General features: G+C 61.5%; 20 protein-coding genes and 1 pseudogene. 12 read left to right on the top strand and 9 right to left on the bottom strand.

All coding sequences use genetic code 11. The features are described 5' to 3' along the window. Nucleotides 1-673 precede the first annotated feature (673 nt). The 4 genes and pseudogenes from IFT57_RS22525 to IFT57_RS22510 all read left to right on the top strand — a co-directional run. Nucleotides 674-838, top strand: a pseudogene (locus IFT57_RS22525) (type VI secretion system protein TssA); the annotation flags it as partial. Between the two features lie 521 nt (nt 839-1359). After that, the gene (locus tag IFT57_RS22520; protein WP_192152712.1) at nt 1360-2526 is read left to right on the top strand and encodes an SMP-30/gluconolactonase/LRE family protein; all 1167 of its coding nucleotides are present in this window, start codon (nt 1360-1362) and stop codon (nt 2524-2526) included. 203 nt (nt 2527-2729) lie between these two features. Beyond that, nucleotides 2730-4301: a gamma-glutamyltransferase family protein gene (locus IFT57_RS22515; protein WP_192152711.1), complete on the top strand. Its 1572-nt coding sequence runs from the start codon at nt 2730-2732 to the stop codon at nt 4299-4301. Between the two features lie 76 nt (nt 4302-4377). After that, nucleotides 4378-5070 carry a GntR family transcriptional regulator gene (locus IFT57_RS22510; RefSeq protein WP_122714071.1) on the top strand — a complete coding sequence of 231 codons (693 nt, stop codon included), beginning with the start codon at nt 4378-4380 and terminating at the stop codon, nt 5068-5070. Between the two features lie 22 nt (nt 5071-5092). Here IFT57_RS22510 and IFT57_RS22505 read toward each other — a convergent pair whose 3' ends face one another. Genes IFT57_RS22505 through IFT57_RS22490 form a run of 4 tightly spaced genes read right to left on the bottom strand, consistent with a single transcriptional unit; the run spans nt 5093 to nt 10868 of the window. Next, nucleotides 5093-6316, bottom strand: coding sequence for an amidohydrolase family protein (locus tag IFT57_RS22505; RefSeq protein ID WP_192152710.1), 1224 nt, complete (start codon nt 6314-6316; stop codon nt 5093-5095). Further along, on the bottom strand, nt 6313-8805 hold the full coding sequence (locus IFT57_RS22500; RefSeq protein WP_192152709.1) for a branched-chain amino acid ABC transporter ATP-binding protein/permease: 2493 nt from the start codon (nt 8803-8805) through the stop codon (nt 6313-6315). The genes IFT57_RS22505 and IFT57_RS22500 overlap by 4 nt, the downstream gene beginning before the upstream one ends. Beyond that, nucleotides 8802-9671, bottom strand: a complete 870-nt coding sequence (locus IFT57_RS22495; protein WP_192152708.1) for a branched-chain amino acid ABC transporter permease — start codon at nt 9669-9671, stop codon at nt 8802-8804. Before IFT57_RS22495 ends, IFT57_RS22500 begins: the two co-directional genes overlap by 4 nt. Nucleotides 9672-9674: 3 nt before the next feature. Then, nucleotides 9675-10868, bottom strand: coding sequence for an ABC transporter substrate-binding protein (locus IFT57_RS22490; RefSeq protein WP_192152707.1), 1194 nt, complete (start codon nt 10866-10868; stop codon nt 9675-9677). A gap of 185 nt (nt 10869-11053) precedes the next feature. Here IFT57_RS22490 and IFT57_RS22485 point away from each other — a divergent pair, with 185 nt between their 5' ends. From IFT57_RS22485 to IFT57_RS22475, 3 genes are all read left to right on the top strand, one after another. Next, on the top strand, nt 11054-11452 hold the full coding sequence (locus IFT57_RS22485; protein WP_122714066.1) for a nuclear transport factor 2 family protein: 399 nt from the start codon (nt 11054-11056) through the stop codon (nt 11450-11452). Nucleotides 11453-11673: 221 nt separating this feature from the next. After that, nucleotides 11674-12492, top strand: a complete 819-nt coding sequence (locus IFT57_RS22480) for a hypothetical protein (RefSeq protein WP_192152706.1) — start codon at nt 11674-11676, stop codon at nt 12490-12492. Between the two features lie 55 nt (nt 12493-12547). After that, complete coding sequence (locus IFT57_RS22475) at nt 12548-13156, top strand: hypothetical protein (protein WP_199869047.1); 609 nt, start codon at nt 12548-12550, stop codon at nt 13154-13156. A 54-nt stretch (nt 13157-13210) separates the two neighbouring features. On the opposite strand, the gene IFT57_RS22470 is transcribed toward IFT57_RS22475, so the two are convergent. Continuing rightward, a complete protein-coding gene (locus tag IFT57_RS22470) occupies nt 13211-13435 on the bottom strand; it encodes a hypothetical protein (protein ID WP_122795136.1) in 225 nt (74 codons plus the stop codon). Nucleotides 13436-13640: 205 nt separating this feature from the next. Here IFT57_RS22470 and rnd point away from each other — a divergent pair, with 205 nt between their 5' ends. The 3 genes from rnd (at nt 13641) to IFT57_RS22455 (ending at nt 16079) form a co-directional block, all read left to right on the top strand. Further along, a complete protein-coding gene (rnd, locus tag IFT57_RS22465) occupies nt 13641-14774 on the top strand; it encodes a ribonuclease D (protein ID WP_122795135.1) in 1134 nt (377 codons plus the stop codon). Further along, complete coding sequence (locus IFT57_RS22460) at nt 14771-15064, top strand: YcgL domain-containing protein (RefSeq protein ID WP_122714062.1); 294 nt, start codon at nt 14771-14773, stop codon at nt 15062-15064. Before rnd ends, IFT57_RS22460 begins: the two co-directional genes overlap by 4 nt. A 79-nt stretch (nt 15065-15143) precedes the next feature. Further along, the gene (locus IFT57_RS22455; RefSeq protein WP_192152705.1) at nt 15144-16079 is read left to right on the top strand and encodes a D-2-hydroxyacid dehydrogenase; all 936 of its coding nucleotides are present in this window, start codon (nt 15144-15146) and stop codon (nt 16077-16079) included. A 53-nt stretch (nt 16080-16132) separates the two neighbouring features. Here the strand turns inward: IFT57_RS22455 and IFT57_RS22450 are convergent, their stop codons facing one another. Then, on the bottom strand, nt 16133-16726 hold the full coding sequence (locus tag IFT57_RS22450; protein ID WP_043185056.1) for a nitroreductase family protein: 594 nt from the start codon (nt 16724-16726) through the stop codon (nt 16133-16135). Nucleotides 16727-16913: 187 nt separating this feature from the next. On the opposite strand from IFT57_RS22450, the gene IFT57_RS22445 reads away from it, so the two are divergent. Beyond that, nucleotides 16914-17363, top strand: a complete 450-nt coding sequence (locus tag IFT57_RS22445) for a YcgN family cysteine cluster protein (RefSeq protein WP_122714060.1) — start codon at nt 16914-16916, stop codon at nt 17361-17363. Nucleotides 17364-17447: 84 nt separating this feature from the next. On the opposite strand, the gene IFT57_RS22440 is transcribed toward IFT57_RS22445, so the two are convergent. The 3 genes from IFT57_RS22440 to IFT57_RS22430 form a co-directional block, all read right to left on the bottom strand. After that, nucleotides 17448-17813 (bottom strand): YgaP family membrane protein, encoded by a 366-nt coding sequence (locus tag IFT57_RS22440; RefSeq protein WP_122795132.1) that lies wholly within the window; start codon nt 17811-17813, stop codon nt 17448-17450. Between the two features lie 65 nt (nt 17814-17878). Beyond that, on the bottom strand, nt 17879-18349 hold the full coding sequence (locus tag IFT57_RS22435; protein WP_049862310.1) for an RNA methyltransferase: 471 nt from the start codon (nt 18347-18349) through the stop codon (nt 17879-17881). A gap of 8 nt (nt 18350-18357) precedes the next feature. Further along, on the bottom strand, nt 18358-18723 hold the full coding sequence (locus IFT57_RS22430) for a YajD family HNH nuclease (RefSeq protein WP_043185061.1): 366 nt from the start codon (nt 18721-18723) through the stop codon (nt 18358-18360). A gap of 520 nt (nt 18724-19243) precedes the next feature. On the opposite strand from IFT57_RS22430, the gene tcdA reads away from it, so the two are divergent. Next, a complete protein-coding gene (gene tcdA, locus IFT57_RS22425; RefSeq protein ID WP_192051094.1) occupies nt 19244-20050 on the top strand; it encodes a tRNA cyclic N6-threonylcarbamoyladenosine(37) synthase TcdA in 807 nt (268 codons plus the stop codon). Nucleotides 20051-20134 lie beyond the last annotated feature (84 nt).

Below are 20134 nucleotides of genomic sequence, written 5' to 3'. Positions count from 1 at the left end.
AGCCATGAATGCTCTCCTTGCTGAAAATAATATAGGGGCCCGCAGGCATGTTTACGCTGCAGGTTCCAAAACACTGATCAAGATCTATGCCAATAAGATTGAATTCATTATTTATCAACGAGATGAGTCTGAATCTGTAGATTTGGCCAGCGTCTAACATAGGGATTATCAATAAAAGTGCGCAAGAAGTTGCGCACTGCTGCGCAACTTCTTGCGCACTTGCCTGTGAGTGCTTAAGTGCGCGCCATGCAGCGGTTTGTTCACAGGGTTATCCACAGTTTAGTGTGCAACTTTTGGCGCACGATGGCAATTTAGTATTGCTCGTTTCAATATCTGTAAATATCAGTCGTGCAGGAAATTTCCTCGTGCATTTTCCAGAATAATCCTACATCTTTGTCTATTGCGAGGAGTGTAAGGTATGCCCGCAATGAAAGGGAGGCGTTAGGGGGGCTAGCCACATTTCAATCGCTTAGGCTCGACAAGCAAGCGCTAAAGCATTAGTGCGGTGGCGCGGATTATGAAATTTGTTGGAGTGTGAATTTCTGATGATTGCGTCGCTCACGCACAAAAGAGTGCGCTCGCATTGAATACCTGAATTAAACCTCATCGTTTTTGCCCCGTGTCATTGCAACTCTAACGGGCGTGTCGCGCCAATCTCAATTAAAGGTCATGGATGTCCTATTCCAGTAAGCTTTCTGCTCATTATCTTGAGCTCGCGAAAACCTCTATTTCCAAAGAAGACTTTGCGGGCGAGGACGTTCGTTTTTCGAGCGAATATGAGGCGCTGGAAAGCGAGCTGGGTAAATCATCGTCCATGCACGAAAGCGGTCAGATTGACGCAGGCTTTATGGGATGAAAAAAATTTTAGTAAGCCTTGATCGCTACAGATTCGTGCTGGAGTACGAGAGATATGCGTAGCCGGTTGGGTTGCAGCAATATTGAGACTATCACCGCGAACCGTTAGCGGCAGATGACTGGAAAAACAAGATTAATCGGTTCGCGATTATGTAGTGAGATATGTTACTCAAGTTAACTCGGTAAAAGGACGGCCGCACACAAAATGATCTAAGAGTCGCGTATCAAGCTTAGTTTCGGTGCCTACATAGCTCTGATAATCTCCGGCGCCCATCACTTCTATCTAAACGCCGAGGCCGTTAACGACTTTTCAGGCCATCCCCAAGCATACATCGTCACCCATCCAGTGGAACTTCCCCACCCCAATTCCCTTCAATACCCATGAACCTGTTGCGCCGCCTGGTCCGTTCGGCACCCGTGCAGGTTTTTTTTCGGCCGATCCTGAAACCGGTTTCAGAATCGACACTATATCAGTCCATCTCATCGCGCAGGAGCCCGGAACGGATGACCAAAAACCCATTGAAGCGAGCCTCGATCACCGCCCTGGCAGCCGCGACGTTGGCTTTGGCAGTGAACGCAGCCCATGCCGAGACCATCGATCGCAGCCTGGTTCCCGTTGGTTCGATCCAGGAGGTGGCGGCGTTCAGCGGCCCGGGCCCGTCAGGTATCGTGGTGACCGCGGAAGGGCGCACGTTTGTCGGCTTTCCGCGTCATGCCGAGGATCACGCCGGGATGACGCTGGGCGAGTTGGTCGACGGCAAGCTGGTTCCCTATCCCTCCGCCGATGTCAGCCTGCCGTCTGAACTATCCGACGCCAAGCGCCTTGTTTCCCTGCACGGCATGACCCTGGACAAGCGTGGGCGCCTCTGGTTGATCGACGATGGCAAGCGCGCCGGCAAGCAGGGCATTCCGGCGGGTGCAGCGAAGGTGGTGGGTATCGACCTGAGCAGTAATAGCATCGTGACCTCTATCGAGCTCAGGGATGCCTTGCGGCAAGACAGCCACATGAATGACCTGCGCATCGATTTGACCCACGGCAGCCAAGGCACCGCTTATGTTGCCGACTCATCCTTCGGTGACGACCCAGCCCTGGTGGTGGTGGATCTGGCCACCGGGAAGCAGCGTCGTGTGCTCGCCGGTCATCCCTCCATCGTGGCGCAGAAGGATTTCGTCACCCAGCTCGACGGTGTGCCCATGCGCTATGACGGCGAGAACAGCGCATTCCCTCACGGTGGTGTCGATGGTCTGGCGCTGACGCCCGATAGCTCGCGTCTGTTCTACTCGCCGCTCACCAGTCGACACTTGTGGAGCCTGCCGACCGCGGCGCTTGCTGACTTCAGTCTCGATGATCGACAACTGGCTGAGCAGATCAACGATGAAGGGGAGGAGGTGATGGTCGACGGGATGGACATGGACGCCCAGGGCCGTTTGTACATGACCGATGCCGAGCATCATCAGGTGTTGCGCCGCTGGCCGGATGGGCGCCTCGACGTGGTCGTGCGTGACCCTCGACTGGTGTGGCCGGACGGGGTATTCGTGACCGCCGATTCGGTGTACGTGACGCTGGGGCAGTGGAGCCGGATGGGCAAGGGATTTGACACCCGGCAGCCGCCGTATTTGTTGGTCAAGGCACCTATCGAGGCCACCCCGCAGTTCGACGCTGCACAATGACCGGAGCAGGGGCACAATCGTGCTCCTGCTGACCGCGCAATCCCTCCGGACAGGTCCGAGTACCCCGACGACTTCAATCGTAGAAACCCCGTTGCTATCCATGCCCCCCGAGCCTCATCCGCCACCAGTAAAAACCGCGGCACACATATTGCTCTGCTAACAATCACTTTATAGATAGCTAGCAAAGATGGGGCCCCCAAATCATGATCGCTACCTCTTCTCGTGCGGTGATCTGCACGCCTCACGCCCAAGCCAGTGCCGCTGGAATGCAGATCCTAGACGCCGGTGGCACTGCCATTGACGCCATGTTGGCAGCCAGTGCCATGCTTGCGGTGGTTTTCCCGCACATGACCGGCCTGGGTGGGGATGCCCTGTGGATGATCCACGACACCCAGGTGCGCACCATCGTGGGGATCGGGCAGGCCGGCCAGCGGTTGCCCGACGGCGGAGTCATCGGCTTGAGAGGGCCGTCGTCGGTCGCCACCACGGCGGGTGCGCTGGCGAGTTGGCAGACGGCGGCGACCATCAGCAGGCATGAGTGGGGTTCCCATTTTGGGTGGGCCGACCTGTTGCAGGACGCCGCCAGCGTGGCGGAGGCGGGCACGCCTGTTTCACAGTCGCAGCTGTTTTGGCAGACATTGCGGCAGCCACTCATCGAGCAGTTGCCGGACCTCCACGGTGTTTGCAAGACCGGTGAGCGCTGGTTACGCACGGGGGATACGCTGCGCCAGCCGGCGCTTGCCAATACCCTGCGGCATTTGGGCAGGCACGGTGTCGAGGACTTCTATCAGGGCGAGTTGGCTCACGCCTTCGGGGCGGCGTTCGATCGCCTCGGTTGTGGCTTGACCCAGGCCGATCTGGCGGCCACGCGAGCGCCGCTGGTTGCCCCGATCTCGATACGTTACCGCCAAGGCAATCTCTATAACGTTGCACCGCCGTGCCAGGGGCTTTATACGTTGCAAGCCATGGCCGCGCTGCAGCATAAGCCACTCGTGCGGCTCGGCAATGACAGTGCGCTTTACTACCACTACCTGGTCGAAGCCATCAAGCAAGGCCTGCTGCGCCGTAACGCGCAGTTGTGCGATCCCCTGAGCACACCTTGGGATTTTGCCGCCAGTCTCGATGAACGACACATCCAAGGGTATGCCGATGCCATCGACGACCAGCGTGCAGCGCCGTGGAACGAGCCGGGACGCCCGGCCGATACGGTGTGGATGGCGGCGACCGATGCCCAGGGGCGGACGGCCTGCCTTATCCAGAGCTTGTTTCACGACTTCGGCTCTGGCTGTATTCTGGGTGACACCGGGGTGCTGTGGCAGAACCGTGCTGCGGGTTTCAACGCCAACCCCGAACACGTCAACGGCTGGGCTCCTGGCAAGCGTCCCGCGCATACGCTCAACCCGTCCTGTTACCTGGCGGACGATGGCCAGCGCTGGTTCTTCGGCACGCAGGGGGGCGACGGCCAGCCGCAGACGCAGATGGTTCTGGCGACTCAGCTGATCGACTATCGGCAGCCTATCGATCAGGCGCTGGCCACTCCACGCTTTCTGCTGGGCCGCAGTTTTTTCGACAGCACCGACAACCTCAAGCTTGAGGGCGATATGCCTGCCGCGACCATCGAAGGCCTGGCGGCGCTCGGCCATGAGGTGGAAATCATAGCTGCACAGAGCCCGATGACGGGCCATGCCGGTATCATTGCCATCGATGCCGGGGGTCGGCGCAGCGCCATGCATGATCCGCGAGGTGAGGGTACGGCCCTCGGCCAGGTAGACTGAGGGCCGAACCGGGCATTTGCCGGATACGGGGCATCTCGTGTATAGGCATGAGGCCTTCCAGACAACAGAGGAAACGATGGGGTTGAGTACCGTCACTGCCAAACAGCTCGAGGTGCAGCGTATCGTCGATGCGTTGTTCAAGGCCATTGCCCAACATCGCCTGCCGCCCGGCACTCGGTTGGTCGAAGCCCACATCGTCGAAACCTTGCAGGCCAACCGCAACCATGTGCAGGTCGCGCTACAGCGCCTGGCGATGCAGAAAGTAGTGACCATCGAAGCCAATCGGGGCGCCATGGTTGCCCAGCCGACGGCGAAGGAAGCGCGGGATATCTTCAGCGCCCGTCGTGCCATCGAGCGGGCCATTGTCGAGGCCATTACCCCGGCCGTGATGCGCAAGCAGCGGCAACGCATTGCCAGCCATATGAGTAACGAGCGCAAAGCCACAAGCGATACCGATCGCCGCGCCATTGTTCGCGAGCTGAGCGAATTTCACCTGCTGCTCGGCGAGATCAGCGGCAATACCGTGCTCAGCGATATCCTCGGCAACCTGATGGTGCGCAGCTCGTTGATCGTGGCGCTGTACCAGCGTAACGACGTGCCGTCGTGCGCGTCGGATGAGCATCAGGAAATCATTACCGCGCTGGAGCAGGGCGACAATGCACGGGCCGTGGCGGTCATGCTCGAACACTTGGACGAACTGGAAGGGCAGCTGGCACTGGAAGAGCGGGCGCTGGAGGAGTTCAACCTCAAGCAAGCGCTGAGTGGCTGATGCGCAGGCTTTGCCTGTTCGATCACGGCCTCAGCAACTTCCCAGCCGGTCGACTGAAGGTTTGCCTGCCACCCTTGAAGCCCATCACCGGCGCGCTGATCTCGGCGATCACCGCAGCGGGTGAGGGCGCGTCGAAGACGATGAAGTCGGCGCGGCAGCCTGGTAGCAGGCCGTAATTTTTCAGCCTGAGCAGGCGTGCCGATTCGCTGGAGACCCATGCCAGGCATTGCAGCAACTGCCCGACAGTACCCATCTGACAGACGTTGGCGAACAGATTGGCCTGACGCACCAGCGACGCATCGCCATAGGGCGTAAACGGATTGCCGACATTGTTGGTAGACACCGAACACGTCACGCCGCAGGCGTGCAGATGCGCCAGCGGCGCCAGCCCCCGGGGCTTGTTGTGGAACACCTCGCGACCCATCAGGAACAGGTCGGTGCTGGGCAGGCAGGTCACCTGTACGCCCGCTTCGGCCAGCTCGAGGGCGATTACCGTCAATGATTCCCTGGGCAGGGCGGACAGTTTGGTCACATGGCCGATGGTCACGCGTCCGCCCCAGCCATGCAGCCGCGTACAGCGTGCGACTTCCATGACGGTGAGGCCTTCGGGGTTCAGATCGAAATCCAGGTGCAGGTCAAGGTCGCAGTCGTAACGCGTAGCCAACTCGAACAAGCGCTGGATCTGTCCCAGCGGGTCGCTGTCCATGTACGGACACCCGCCCAGGACCGTTGCGCCACTTTCCAGTGCCTCGCACAACAGTGTTTCGGTCCCCGGATTGTTCAGCAACCCTTCCTGCGGGAATACACACAGCTCCAGGCTGATCGCCCAGGCATAGTCAGCCTGCAAGCGGCGAATGGCATGGAAGCCGGTCAAGCCGATCTGCGGGTCCAGCTCGACATGGGTGCGCATGTGTGTCGTGCCTTGCACGATGGCTTTGTCCAGCACCTGAGCGCCGCGCCGATACACATCGTCCTCGGTAAACCCCGCTTTCGCCGCTCGGGTCTGGGCCACCGCTTCGGCCAGCGTGCCTTCCTGCAGGTGGCAGCGCTCCATGATGCAGGCCTTGTCCAGATGAATGTGGGTCTCGATCAGGCCGGGCATGATGAGCTGCCCATGCAGATCAAGGGTGTCCCACTGGCGTGTGTCGGCACTCAAGGCGTCGACGAAAAAGCCGTTCTCTACCTGCAGCTGGGTCAGGTGGTTACCGTCGCCAAGCCGCGCATTGATGATCTGCAAAGCGTTCATGCGCTGACTCCTTCGCCCAGGTAGGCCGCGGCCAGGTCTTTGTCGTCGCGCAATTGCGCGGCGCTGCCGGACTTCACAATGGTTCCGGTTTCCAGTACATACGCGCGGTCAGCCACTTGCAGCGCGAGGTTGGCCATCTGGTCTACCAGCAGAATGGTCACGCCCTCGTCGCGCAGCGCAGCCAGCGCGTCGTAAAGCTCGCCGATCATGGCAGGTGACAGGCCCAGCGACGGTTCATCGAGCAGAAGGATCTTCGGCTTCGCCATCAAGCCGCGACCCACCGCGACCATCTGTTGCTCGCCACCGGAGAGCAGACCGGCCGGGTTGTCGATGCGATCGCGCAGACGAGGGAAGCGCTTGAGGATGGCCTCGATTTCAGCGTCGGTGTCGAAGGGTTCGCGACGTGAGTAACCACCCAGCAACAGATTGTCGCGCACGCTCAGGTAAGGAAAGACCTGACGACCTTCGGGTACCAACGCCAGGCCCTGCGCGGCGATCAGGCTGGCACTGGTCTGTTCGATGTTTTCGTTGTCGAGCAGGATGCTGCCGCTGCTGGCGCGATGCAGGCCGGCCAGGCATTGCAGAATGCTCGATTTACCCGCGCCGTTCGCACCGAGGATGGCCACCAGCTCGCCGGGATTGACCAGCAGACTGACCTTGTTGACCACTGCGGACGCGCCGTAATCAATGACCAGGTCCTTGACGTACAAACGCGCATCGCGGCTACCTGCCCAGGGCTGCGCGCGCGGGGTGGCTTGGTAGTCGGTGCCGCCCAGATACGCGGCGATTACCTGCGGGTTCTGGCGGATTTCGGAGGGTGGCCCCGACGCAATCGGCTTGCCAGCGTCGAGCACCAGTAAATGCTCGGACACCGACATCACCAGTGCCATGTCGTGCTCGACCAGAATCACCGTGAGGCCAAAATCCGCCAGCTTGCGCAGCAGTATAGCCAGGTCGTCGGTGTCGCGACGGCTGAGGCCTGCCGCCGGCTCGTCCAGCAACAGCACGGTCGGTGCAGTCGCCAGCGCCCGGGCTATTTCCACCAGGCGGCGGTCTACGTGGGGCAGCTCCTCGGCGGCAATGTTCACTTCACCGCGATAGCCCACCAACGCCAGCAGATCCAGCGCCAGGCTGCGTTGCGTTTCCAGCGCACGGCTGAACGGCAGCCCCAGGCGCCCCTTCTGCATCGCCACGAGCAGGTTGTCGAGTACGGACAGTTCGCCGAACAACAAGGTGGTCTGGTACGTGCGGGCGATACCGGCTCGGGCAGTCTTCCAGGCAGGCAGCCCGGCCAGCGGTTGTTGCAACTCGATCTGGCCGCTGTCAGGGGCGTAAAACCCGCTGATCATATTCAGAACCGTGGTTTTGCCCGCGCCGTTGGGGCCGATGATACTGGTGATACTGCCAGCGGGAGCCTGCAGGCTGACGTGTTGCGCAGCCTGCACGCCGCCGAAGCGGATGCCGATGTCCGTCACCCGCAGGCCTGAGGACGGGCCACGGCTGCGTAAATGAGCAGCGATGCGTGCGTGATCGACGCATGTCGACGGCAGCAGGCGAGCGGGTTTGATCACGCGCCGGGCAAGGGCACCGAGCAATCCGTTGGGCGCGATCCACAGTACGATCAGCAGGAGTATGGAGAAGATCAGCAACCGGTATTCAGCGAAATCCGACAGCAGTTCGGGCACCAGCACGATCAATACGGCACCGATCAGCGGCCCGAACAGCATACCGCTGCCGCCCACGATTACTGCCAGAACGAACAGGATGGATTGGGAGAAGGGGAAGGATTCCGGGTTGATGAACATCAGCAAGGGCGCCAGCAAACCGCCGGCCAGCCCGGTCAAGGCCGCCGACAATGCGAATGCCAGGGTTTTACTTATCACCGGGTTGAAGCCCAGCGAGCGCGCGGCGATTTCCGAGGTTTTCACCGCAAGCATGGCCTTGCCCCAGCCGCTCTGGCTCAGGCGCCGATAGAACAACAGCGCGCCGATCATCAGCGCGGCGGCCAGCAGCGCGAGCAGGATAGCCGGATCGAGGCCGGCGAACTCCGGCAACGGGATACCCATCAGGCCATTCGAGCCCCCTGTTACATCCCGCCATTCGATCAAGCCGTGGTGCACCACGAACGAGAAGGCGATGGTGATCATCGCCAGATACGGGCCGCTGACCCGAAGCGCAGGGATCGCCAATAGCGCGCCGATCAGACCCGCCACGGCACCGGCCATCGGCAGGGCCAGCCACAACGTCCATCCCGCCATGCTCAGCAGGGCCGATACATAAGCGCCAATCGCGTAGAACGCGATATGTCCGAAGGAAATTTGCCCGCTCAGGCCAATCAGGATGTTCAGGCCCACACCGACCACTGCCGCCAGCGCACAGAGGGTGAAAACCAACAGCGAGTAGCTGTCGAGGGTGAACGCCAGAACGCCACAGAGCACAGCAAGCAAGGCGATGAACGCCGGAGCGACCAGGGTTTTGAGGTTGTTCATACTTTCACCAATGCCCGGCTGCCAAACAGACCGTTGGGACGAATCGCCAGCGCCAGAATGACCAGCGCGAAGGTAAATATCTGGGTGAATGCAGAGCCGAAGTACAAGGTGATCAATGCTTCGGCCAGGCCGAACAGCAATCCGGCGGCAAATACACCGCCCGCGCTGCCGATGCCGCCGAGAATCGCTACTGCAAAGGCTTTCAGGCCGAACAACATGCCCATTTCCGCGTTGACGCTGAACAGCGGCGCAATCAGCAGGCCCGCCACCCCCGCGAAGACGGTCGACAACGCAAAGGCGATGGCCACCACCCGATTGACGTTGATACCCATCAACATCGCCGCACGCGGATTCTGCACGCAGGCTTCGAGCACCTTGCCCAGCCGGGTGTAGCGCCGCACCAGATGCAGCGCCAAGGCCACGGCCGCGCCTGCCAGCGGAATCAGCAATTGCAGGGCACTGACGTGGCTGCCGAACAGCTCGACACTCAGGTTCACCAAGGCGCTTTCGAACTGTCGAGGCTCCTTACCGAAGGTAAACAGCGCGAGGTTGTCCACCAGAATTCCGCCCGCCACCGTTGCCATCAGCCAGGCCTGCGAGCCACGGCTGTGGAAAGGTCGCACCAGGTAGCGCTCGATCACCAGGCCATACAGCGCACAGAGGATCAGTGTCAGCGGCACGCCCAACCACAGTGACCAGCCCCAGTTGATGCAAAACGTGTAGCCGAGCACCGCACCGACCATCATGGCGCTGCCCTGGGCAAAATTGACGGTGCGCGATACGACGTAGGTCAGGTGAAAACCCAACGCCAGCAACGCATACATGCTGCCCAGGCCGAGCCCGGTGATAATGGCGGCGGTGAACATCGCTTACTCCTGCGGCTTGAGCGGTACGATCTGGTCGTTGACGAAGTGGCTGAAGATATAGTCGTCAGGCCCCAGGGCGTCATGCTTGGAGGTGCTGAACGGCTGCTTGTAGTGCTTGATCAAGCCGTCATAGTCGGTGATTGCGTAGAAACCATCGCGCACGGCCGGCCCGTCCGTTTGGCCGGCCTTTTCGATGGCTTGAGCGGCGAGATGCAGCGCGTCGTACGCATTGGCAATGCCGACTGCCGGGGTCACGTCGGCCACGGTCTTGATCTGCGGGTAGGCTGTTTTCAATGCGGCCAGCAATGCATCGCCCTTGGCGCCGTTGTGTTCAGTGAACACGTAGGTCTGGATGAAATGCACCTTGGACGCATTCGGGCCTGCCAGTTCGCCGAAGCGACCACCGGCCGGGCCCCAGTGGGAAACCACCGGGACGTTCCAGCCCATGCGGTCCAGAGACTTCACGACCTGCGCCGATGGACCCACATTGCCAACCATCAGCAAAGTGTCCGCACCGGCGTTCTTCAAACGCGTCAGTTGCGGAACCACATCCAGATCGCTGTCCTGGATGCGCTCGACACCGGCATTGGCCAGGCTGCGTTTTTCCAGGGCACGTTTGAAACCCGCCTCGTTGGATTCGCCCCATGGGTTATTGATAAGGATCATGCCCGGCTTTTTCATGCCATTGGCGACGCCGTATTGCACCAGCGCCTCGTCCACCAGCTCATCGACGGCAGAGACGCGGAACACATAGTTATCTGCCGCGCCGTTCTCGGTGATCTTCGTACCTGCCGCCCAGATGCCCATGAACGGTACTTTCAGTTGATTTGCCAGCGGTACGATTGCCAGAGAAACCGGCGTGTCCAAGCCGCCGAACAGCACGGTGACCTTCTCGCGCTGGACCAGTTCGCGGGCGGCGAGCATACCTTTGGACGGGTTGCTTTCGTCATCACGACGCACCAATTCCAACTGACGGCCAAGCACGCCGCCGCGGGCGTTGACCTCATTGATGGCCATGCTCAGGCCGCGCGTCAGGGCTTCGCCGGACTTGGCCGATTGACCCGAGAGGGCGGCTACCAGACCGACTTTGATCGGCGGTTCGGCCGCGTGCGCGCCGAGAACCATTGCCAGGTTGAGAGTGGCTGCCGCAGCCACGGGGAACAGCAGACGTTGCAGGTTTGGAAGCCAGGTGGCCATGGTTTACTCTCCTGATTGCTAGCATTTGCATATTTATTGCTAGCAAGTAGGGTGCCAGTCGTTACATCCTTGGAAACGGCTCACCTATCCATTCGGGCGCCTGTTTACGCGCCAAAATAAAGCGGTCCGCACCAGGCAGAGGCATGCCTGGTTAGCGGGTTTTCCTTGATTCAGGAGTTATGGCAATGATTGAGATGAACGAAGACGTACAGATTGTTAGCAGTTTCCTCGAGGCTTCGATGGCGCCGGATCCGGTCCGCGCTGCGACGTTCATGAGTGAGGATGTGCAGATCACCTTCACCGGCGGGCGGGTGATGCCCAATCCCCAGGCAATCACTGCGTTCAACGGTTCACGTTACGCCTGGGTCAAAAAAGCCTTGGGTAACTTCGATTGGATGGATCGCGGCGATCATACCGTGGTGTATTCGAACGGCACACTGTTCGGCGAATGGGCCGATGGCCGGAGTTTCTCGGGTAATCGTTATCTGGATCGGTTCGAGGTACGCAATGGCAAGATAGTGCGCATGGACGTCTGGAATGACAGTGCCGAATGGCTGCTGGCGCCAGAGATTGCCAAGGCCTGAAAAGCGGTCTGGCGAACCTTTTTCCCACGGGTCCAACAGCCCAGACCTGCGTACAGGGTGAGCCGGGTACCGGCTCGCTACTCAGGGTCTCCAGCATACATACGCCGCATTGAAGAAACCCTGTAGGACAAATCTGATAATCCCCTCTTCGCCTATCGCCCCACCCCACCCGCTGCCAACCTCCGGCTTTCCTTCACCAAACGCTTGAGCCGGAGAGCTGCATGGACGTCGCCTTGTGCACCATCAACAACACCGTTTACGACATCGCCGGATTCGAGGCACTGAGCCCCAATTGCGTGGCTGTCATGCGGCGCAATCTGCTGTGTCCGCGTTGCCTGGGGCCGGGGTTCTATCGCAAGGCGGCGCGCAGTGGCCAGGCGTCGTGTTTCGGCGCGCGGCCGCATGCCGACTTCTGCGACATGGGCGGCCCGCAAAGCGAGTCGTATCGGGGTGATACGCTGGAGCAGGATGATGTGGTCAATCGTGGCGAGCGCATCGAGGTGGACTTTGCCTTCGGTGCGCCGCTGCGTCATTACGGGGTGGAGGAGGGTGCCGAGCCGGTCTACGGAGTGGGCCGGCGCAGTGGCGGGCATGCCGCCCAGGGGGCGCAGACGCGTCAGCGTCGGTTGAGCACGCTGTTGAAGAACTTGATCCTGAGTGAGGACTTCCGTCGCTCCGAGCAGTTGATTTCGGTGGAAAGCGGGCTGTTCAAGGTGCGCGATTTCTTCGTGCCGTTCGCCCGCGCCGAGTTCGATGAGCTGGAACGCATGCGCGGTTACTGGGGCTTGGTGTCCGATGCGGCGCAGTCGGGTGATCAGCCACCGAGTCTGTGGCTCAACACCGGTGGGCGGCAAGACTTGAGCGTGGTGGTCGACGGTTCGCTGGTCGATGATTTCACCCAGCGTTTCCCCATCCATGAACTGGAGGACCTGGCCGGTGCCTACGTACTGGTATTTGGCTGCATGCGTGTGTCGAAGAATGCCAAGAAGTACATCGCGGTGAATGATATCTCGCGTATAACGCTCAACAAGACGCTTTGACGTCGCGCCGGGCTTCACGCCTGGCGCCGCCTGTTCGATTTTGAAGGAGTGATGCATGTTGTTGGAATACGGTGCTATCACCGTGATGTTTCCAATTGCGCTGGTGATTGCCGCTTGGTTGTGGTTGGCCGGTTCACGCCCGGCTTGTACGGTGTGGTTGCTGACGGTGCTGTGCGCCTATGGCCTGGTGGGTGCCAGCAAAATCCTGTTCAAGGGCTGGGGCATCGGCCTGCCATCGTTGAATGTTGCGGTGTTCAGCGGTCATGCGATGAATGCCTGCCTGATGGTGCCGGTGCTGGCGAGCGTTCTGGCGCGGCAGGTTCACCCGTACCTGCGCTGGCCGACGGCCTTGGCGGGTATCGGCTTCGGAATATGGTTCGCCGCGACGCTGGTGGGCAATGTGATCCACCCGATGGCGGAGGCCATCATGGGCGCACTGATTGGCGGTAGCGCCGCCTTTGCATTCTTGCTGGTGCTGGAGCGTTGGAACCTGCAACGCCTGGGGCCGGCCAAGCTGTTGCCGGGCCTGATGCTGATCATGCTCGCGGGGGCTGCGCCAAAATTCACTGCCGAGCACTGGCTCGATCAAGTGGCCACCTCGCTGTCCGGGGCCACAAAGCCCTTTCGTCATGCAGACCTGAAGCGCGAATCGTCAACGCTGTGAAGCAGGGTCAGTGCAGCGGGAGGCGGCGCGCATGCGCCGCTGCGATGGGTAGGGTCAGCCCAGATGCTGGACGATCTTGTCCTTGATCAGCAGGCGTTTTTCCTTGAGCTTCTTGACCTCGTCGTCCGGCGCGGCGCGGTCTTCGGCCTTGACCACGTCGGCGTCGCTGACATGGTACTGGGTCAGTAGCTGACTAAGCCGATCGTCGCTCTTGGCGCGGTTTTCGACTTCTTCCTTGCTCTGTTGCAAATCAGCGAACAGGTTGTGTTTTACCGGCATCTCGACACCTCTGGGTGGGGTGGACAGAATGATGGGCCATGGAAAATGACCCGATGCCTAGGTTCGACCCCCCGCTGGGGGCAGATCGTTCAATGCATGTGCCCGCAACGGGCGCTCGCCGGATTAACGACCGCAGGCGCGCATGGATGTCCCCGTGGAAGCAGGGCCGATATATACTGCGCGCCATTATTCGTGGGAGAGCCTTGTGGCCATCGATATTCACTGGATTCGCGACGATGCCAGCCTGGCTGAGCATTGCGCCCACTGGCAGAGCTTGCCGTACGTTGCCCTCGACACCGAATTCATGCGGGTCGACACCTTCTACCCCATCGCAGGGCTGTTGCAGATCGGCGATGGCGCCAGCGCTTTCCTCATCGACCCTCTGTCGATCACCCAGTGGCAACCGCTGACGCAGCTGCTGGAAAATCCCGCAGTCATCAAGGTGCTGCACGCCTGCAGCGAAGACCTCGAAGTGCTGCTGCGCCTGACCGGCAGCCTGCCGGCGCCGCTGTTCGACACCCAGCTGGCCGCCGCCTACCTCAATCTTGGTTTCTCTATGGGCTATTCGCGCCTGGTCCAGGAAGTGCTGGGCATCGAGTTGCCCAAGGGTGAGACGCGTTCGGATTGGCTGCAGCGACCGCTGTCCGACACTCAGGTCAGCTACGCTGCCGAGGATGCGGTGCACCTGGCCGAGGTGTTCGAAAAGCTGCGTCCGCAGCTGTCCGACGACAAGTACGCCTGGGTGCTCGAAGACGGCGCCGAATTGGTGGCGCAGCTGCGTCGCGAAGTGAACCCCGACGAGCTGTACCGTGACGCCAAGCTGGCCTGGAAACTGTCACGCGCGCAGTTGGCGGTATTGCGCGAGCTATGTGCCTGGCGCGAACGGGAAGCCCGTGCGCGCGACCTGCCACGCAACCGCATCGTGCGCGAGCAGTCGCTGTGGCCGCTGGCCAAGCTGCAACCGGACAACCTGCAGACGCTGGCCAAGATCGAAGACATGCATCCGCGCACCGTCCGCCAGGATGGCGAGCAGATCCTGGCGTTGATCAAGTCTGCTGCCAGTGTTGCGCCCGAGCAGTGGCCCGCGGTGCTGCCCGAGCCGCTGCCGATCGAAGCGTCGGCCGTGCTCAAGCAGTTACGTGCGATTGGCCAGCGTGAAGCCGAGCGTCTGAACATGGCGCCCGAGCTGATGCTGCGCAAGAAGACCCTCGAGGCGTTGCTCAAGACGGGCTACCCCGACGGCCCCTATCAATTGCCCGATTCGCTGCGTGGATGGCGACGCGAGCGCATGGGGCAGGCCCTGCTCGATAGCCTGGCCACCGCTGGAGACCAGCCATGAAACGTATCTGTTCGATCTACCGCAGCCCGCGCAAGAACGAGATGTACCTCTATGTGCTCAAGAGCGATGCGCTGGAGCGCGTCCCCGAAGGGCTGTTGGGTGTGTTCGGCAAACCGGTGCACGCCTTCGATCTGGTGCTCAGCCCGGAACGTGCCCTGGCGCGCGAAGACATCAACCTGGTGCTCGAACACTTGGAAACCCAGGGTTACCACCTGCAGATGCCGCCTGCCGAAGACGAGTACATCGAGCATCTTCCCGAAGAGCTGCTGCGCCGCAACGACCCTATCTGACTCTCCTTATCTGATTAACCCTGCCTGCTGCCGCCCTGCCGATACAGGTTCGCGCAGCTGTCTTGACCAAGGCCTCGCAATGACCCGCGTTCTGATCGCCGAACACGATTATGCCGTTTACGCCAAGTTGCTCGGCGCAGCTGCTCCCCATTTGAATGTACAAACCAGTGGCGACCCCGCCGAGCTGGCGCGGCTGGCGGCGGACTGCCCGGTCTGGCTCGGCCAGCCGGACCTGTTCGTCAACCTGCTGCGCACCGGCGCGACGCCGCAGTGGGCGCAGTCGACGTGGGCGGGCATCACCCCGCTATTGGGCGACGGCCTGCCGCGTGCCTATCGCCTGACCCGCGCCGTTGGCATCTTCGGCCAGGTCATGGCCGAGTACATGCTGACCTATATGCTGGGCCATGAGCGCGAAGTGCTGGCACGACTGGTCAGCCAGGTCGAGCGCAAGTGGGATCCACGCCCCGGTTGCAGCCTGGCCGGGCGTCGCGTGCTGATTGTCGGCGTCGGCGAGATTGGCCAAGCGGTGGCGAAATTCCTGCAACCCTTCGGCGTCACGCTGATAGGTGTGGCCAGCACTGCAAGGGAGTTGTCACCGTTCGTCGAGGTGGCGCCGCTCGAAGAGCTCGGGCGTCTGGTGGAGCAGGCCGACTATGTCATCAACCTGCTGCCCGATACCGTGCAGACCCACGATCTGTTCGACGCCGCGCTGTTCAAGCGCTTCAAGCCGCAGGCGCTGTTCATCAATGCCGGACGCGGCGTGGCGGTGGTGGATGCGGATCTGGTGGAAGCGCTCAAGGAAGGGCACCTGGCTGGGGCTGTGATCGACGTCTGTCGTCAGGAGCCGTTGCCGGTCAAACACCCGTTCTGGACGGCCTGGGGCTTGCTGCTCACCGGTCACAGCGCAGCGCCTACCTCGCCGCTGGCGATGGTCGAGCTATTCGCCGAAAACCTGCAGGCGTGGCAGGACGGCAAGGCGCTGCGCGGCGAAGTGGATTTCGCGCGCGGGTATTGAGTGGGTCAGGGGCGGCGGCGTTAGGTCCGCCGCCCCGTCGGTTTAAAGACTTGCTACAGCGTGAAGTCGCCTTCGGCCACCAGCTGGCTCAACGGCAGGCGTGGGCTGGGCAGTTCGCGGCCTTGCAGGTACTCGGCCAGGGTGGCCTTGTCACCCAGCTTGCCGATGGCCACGGCGGCGTGCAGCGCGTATTCAGCGGGGACCTTCAGCTCTTCACGGGTTTTATCCTGATCGAAGCCGGCCATGCCATGGGTGTGCCAGCCGCTGATGCTGGCTTGCAGGGCGAGGTGGGCCCAGGCCGAGCCGGTGTCGAAGGTGTGCCACAACGCCGGTGATTCTTCGGTGGCGCCGGGGGCGGTGAAGGTGGTCTTCGAGGCAATGATCACGATGGCCGACGAATGCTGCGCCCAGGAGCGGTTGAATTCATTGAGCAGGCCCAGGTAGCGCTCCCAGTTCGGCGTGCCGCGGCGCGCGTAGAGAAAACGCCAGGGTTGCGAGTTGTACGCCGAGGCGGCCCAGCGGGCGGCTTCGAAGAAGCTGAGCAGGGTGTCCTGTTCGATCTCGACCGGCTCGAACGCGCGTGGCGACCAGCGATTGATGAATTGCTCGTGGATGGCATAGTCGGCGATGCGGGGATTGGCGCTCATGGCATTCCTGATTGAAGGGTGATGGAGGGCAGGGGGTAAAAACTACTGCGAATCGATCGCGCCTGACAAGTGAAGCTTACCGGCAGTCGCCAGGGCTTGGCCCGCGCTGCAGGGCGCACTAGACTGGCGGCCCTTTCAGGTACTGCCCGCGCCTGAGCCGTCAATTTCGTACAGGACTCTCGGTCACATGGCTGCCATCGTCGAACCCTTCTGGATGCGCAAGACGCTCGAGCAACTCGATCCGCTCGAGTGGGAATCCCTGTGCGACGGTTGTGGCCTGTGCTGCCTGCAGAAGCTTGAGGACGAAGACGACGAGAGCGTCTACTACACCCGTGTGGCGTGCAAGATGCTTGATCTCAAGACCTGTCAGTGCAGCGACTACCCGCGGCGCAAAGCCCAGGTGCCTGACTGTATCCAGCTGACGCCGGGCCAGGCCGATCAATTCAAGTGGTTACCACCGACCTGCGGTTATCGCCTGGTCAGCCAGGGGCAGGACCTGCCGCTTTGGCATCATCTGGTTTGCGGTGACCGCGAACAGGTGCATAAACAGCGTATTTCGCAGTCCGGGAAAATGGTCAGCGAGAAGGATGTCGACGAAGACGACTGGGAAGACTATCTGATCTTTCGCGCGGGTTGATTCGTCGCGCTGGTGGCTCGGCAGATAAAGCTGCGCCCCGCTGCAGCATGACATGCAGAGGGGCGCTGTTGAGAGCCGAGTCACTCAGACCTTAGGCGTTACCGCCGGGTCTTCGCCGGTCACGGTAGCGGTGTCGGTCGCCGAATCGGCATTTTTCTTCAGGTTCAGCAGATCTTCGCCAGCGCGTTCGATCTTGTTGCGGATCTCTTCCAGATCGCTGCGGCCTTTCTCGGCCAGTGACTTGGCCGCACAGTGACCGCTCCAGCCGCGGGCCAGGGCCGCGCCACCAATGGCCACCTGGATCAGACCGAAGATCCCGCCGCGGCGCAGACCCTTGCCGATCGAGACGACGCCCACCAGCAGCGAGCCGGCGCGTTCCCAACCCTTGACGTTATGGTAGTCGGGCTGGGTAACGGATTTGATAACGTCCACGGTTTTGCTGTCGCTCATGGTGAATCTCCTGATAGGGCAGTGATAACAAGCTGACTGCCAAATCTTCACGCTGTTCCATCGGCTTATTTGAATTTGGGCCCGGAGCGCGTGTTGTTGCCTTTGGCCAGGCGGTCGTAAAGCACAACGTTGACCGTAGCGGCCAGATTCATGCAGCCGGTGGTGGGGATGTAGATGGTGTCTTCGCACCAGTCGCGCACGCTTTGGTCGAGACTGCCGTCCTCGGGGCCGAAGATGTAGATGGCGCGATCCGGGTGGGTGTATTCGGGCAGCGGGCGTGCGCCGTCGACCAGCTCGACGGCCACGGGGGTGCAGCCCAGCGGGATGATTTTCTGCAGGTCGTCGATGCCGATGAGCGGAATGTCGTAGTGAACCCGCTTGGTGTCGGTGACGAAGTCGCGCGCACGCTCGTAGCGCTTGCCCGTATAGAACACCGAGTTGACCCCGTAGCAACCGGCGGCGCGCATGACCGAGCCGACGTTTTCCGGGGATTTGGGGTTGAATAACCCGATGCAGCTGTACCGTTTGTTGGCCACGTGCTCGCTCAGTCTTTTTTCATCAAACCGGCCAGGGCCGCGAAGGGGTTGTGGGTCGCCTTGGCGATGGTCGGGCTGCTGGTCGAGCCTTCGGCGTAGTACTGCTGGTCGGTGTAGCGCGAGTGCTCGTTGTCGTGGCAGTACAGGCACAGCAGTTCCCAGTTGGAGCCGTCCTGGGGGTTGTTGTCGTGGTTGTGGTCGCGGTGGTGCACGGTCAGCTCGCTCAGGCGCTTGCCGGCGAACTCGCGGGCACAGCGGCCGCACACGTGGGGGTACATGCGCAGGGCCTTGTCGCGATAGCCGCTTTCGCGCTCGCGCTGGGCATCGGCGAGAATGCGATCGAGCTTGGCGGTATGGGGTGTGGACGAACTCATGGGGTTCACCTCGGATAATGACGGTCAGGCGCTATATTAACGTTTTCCCGTGCGTAGGAGCGGTCCGTGGCCGCGAAAAGGCCTCGCGGTGTATCAGGCGAACCGCGGTGCGCCCTTCGCGGCCTATGACCGCTCCTACAGTGTGAATGGTGCAGCATTCGGTCGTAGGAGCGGTCCGTGGCCGCGAAAAGGCCTCGCGGTGTATCAGGCGAACCGCGGTGCGCCCTTCGCGGCCGATGACCGCTCCTACGGTGTGAATGGTGCAGCATTCGGTCGTAGGAGCGGTCCGTGGCCGCGAAAAGGCCGCGCGGTGTATCAGGCGAACCTCGGTGCGTCCTTCGCGGCCGATGACCGCTCCTACGGTGTGAATGGTTCAGCGTTCGTGCGTAGGAGCGGTCCGTGGCCGCGAAAAGGGCGGCGCGGTGTTCAGGCAGGCCGCGGTGCGTCCTTCGCGGCCGATGACCGCTCCTACAGTGGGGTGTGGTGTATACTGCGCGCCGGTTTTTTGAGGTGCCGTGTGATGAGTACAGAAGATCCGCGTTTCGCCGGCATTGCCCGCCTGTATGGCTTGGAGGGCATGCAGCGCCTGCGTGATGCGCACGTGGCCATCGTCGGTGTGGGTGGCGTCGGCTCGTGGGCGGCGGAAGCGATCGCCCGCACCGGGGTCGGGGAGATCTCGCTGTTCGACCTGGACGACGTCTGCGTCAGCAATGCCAACCGGCAGTTGCATGCGCTGGACAGCACCGTGGGCAAGCCCAAGGTCGAGGTGATGGCCGAGCGGCTGCGCGGCATCAATCCCGACTGCACGGTGCACGCGGTGGCGGATTTCGTCACTCGCGACACCATGGCCGAATACATCACGCCAAACATCGACTGCGTGATCGACTGCATCGACAGCGTGAATGCCAAGGCCGCGCTGATCGCCTGGTGCAAGCGACGCAAGATCCAGATCATCACCACTGGGGGCGCCGGCGGACAGATCGACCCGACCTTGATCCAGGTCTGCGACCTGAACCGGACGTTCAACGATCCACTGGCCTCCAAGGTGCGTTCGACACTGCGTCGCGACTATGGGTTTTCACGCACGGTCACGCGCCACTACAGCGTGCCCTGTGTGTTCTCCACCGAACAGCTGCGGTACCCCAAGCCCGATGGCAGCATTTGCCTGCAAAAGAGTTTCGTCGGTGACGGTGTGAAGCTGGACTGCGCCGGGGGGTTCGGGGCGGTGATGATGGTGACGGCGACCTTTGGCATGGTGGCGGCGACCAAGGCGGTCGACAAGATCGTGGCTGGGGTGCGGCGTCCGGCAGATAGGGTCAAGGCGTGAATCGGTTTGGCGTGTATCTGATCCACCGTGTCGGCTTCATTCGCGGCCGCTGACCGCTCCCACGGGCGGGGGTAATGCGGTGCA

Source organism: Pseudomonas sp. CFBP 13719 (assembly GCF_014842095.1).
In the GTDB taxonomy this organism is placed as follows: Bacteria; Pseudomonadota; Gammaproteobacteria; order Pseudomonadales; family Pseudomonadaceae; genus Aquipseudomonas.
This window is presented reverse-complemented; position numbering and strand designations above follow the sequence as displayed.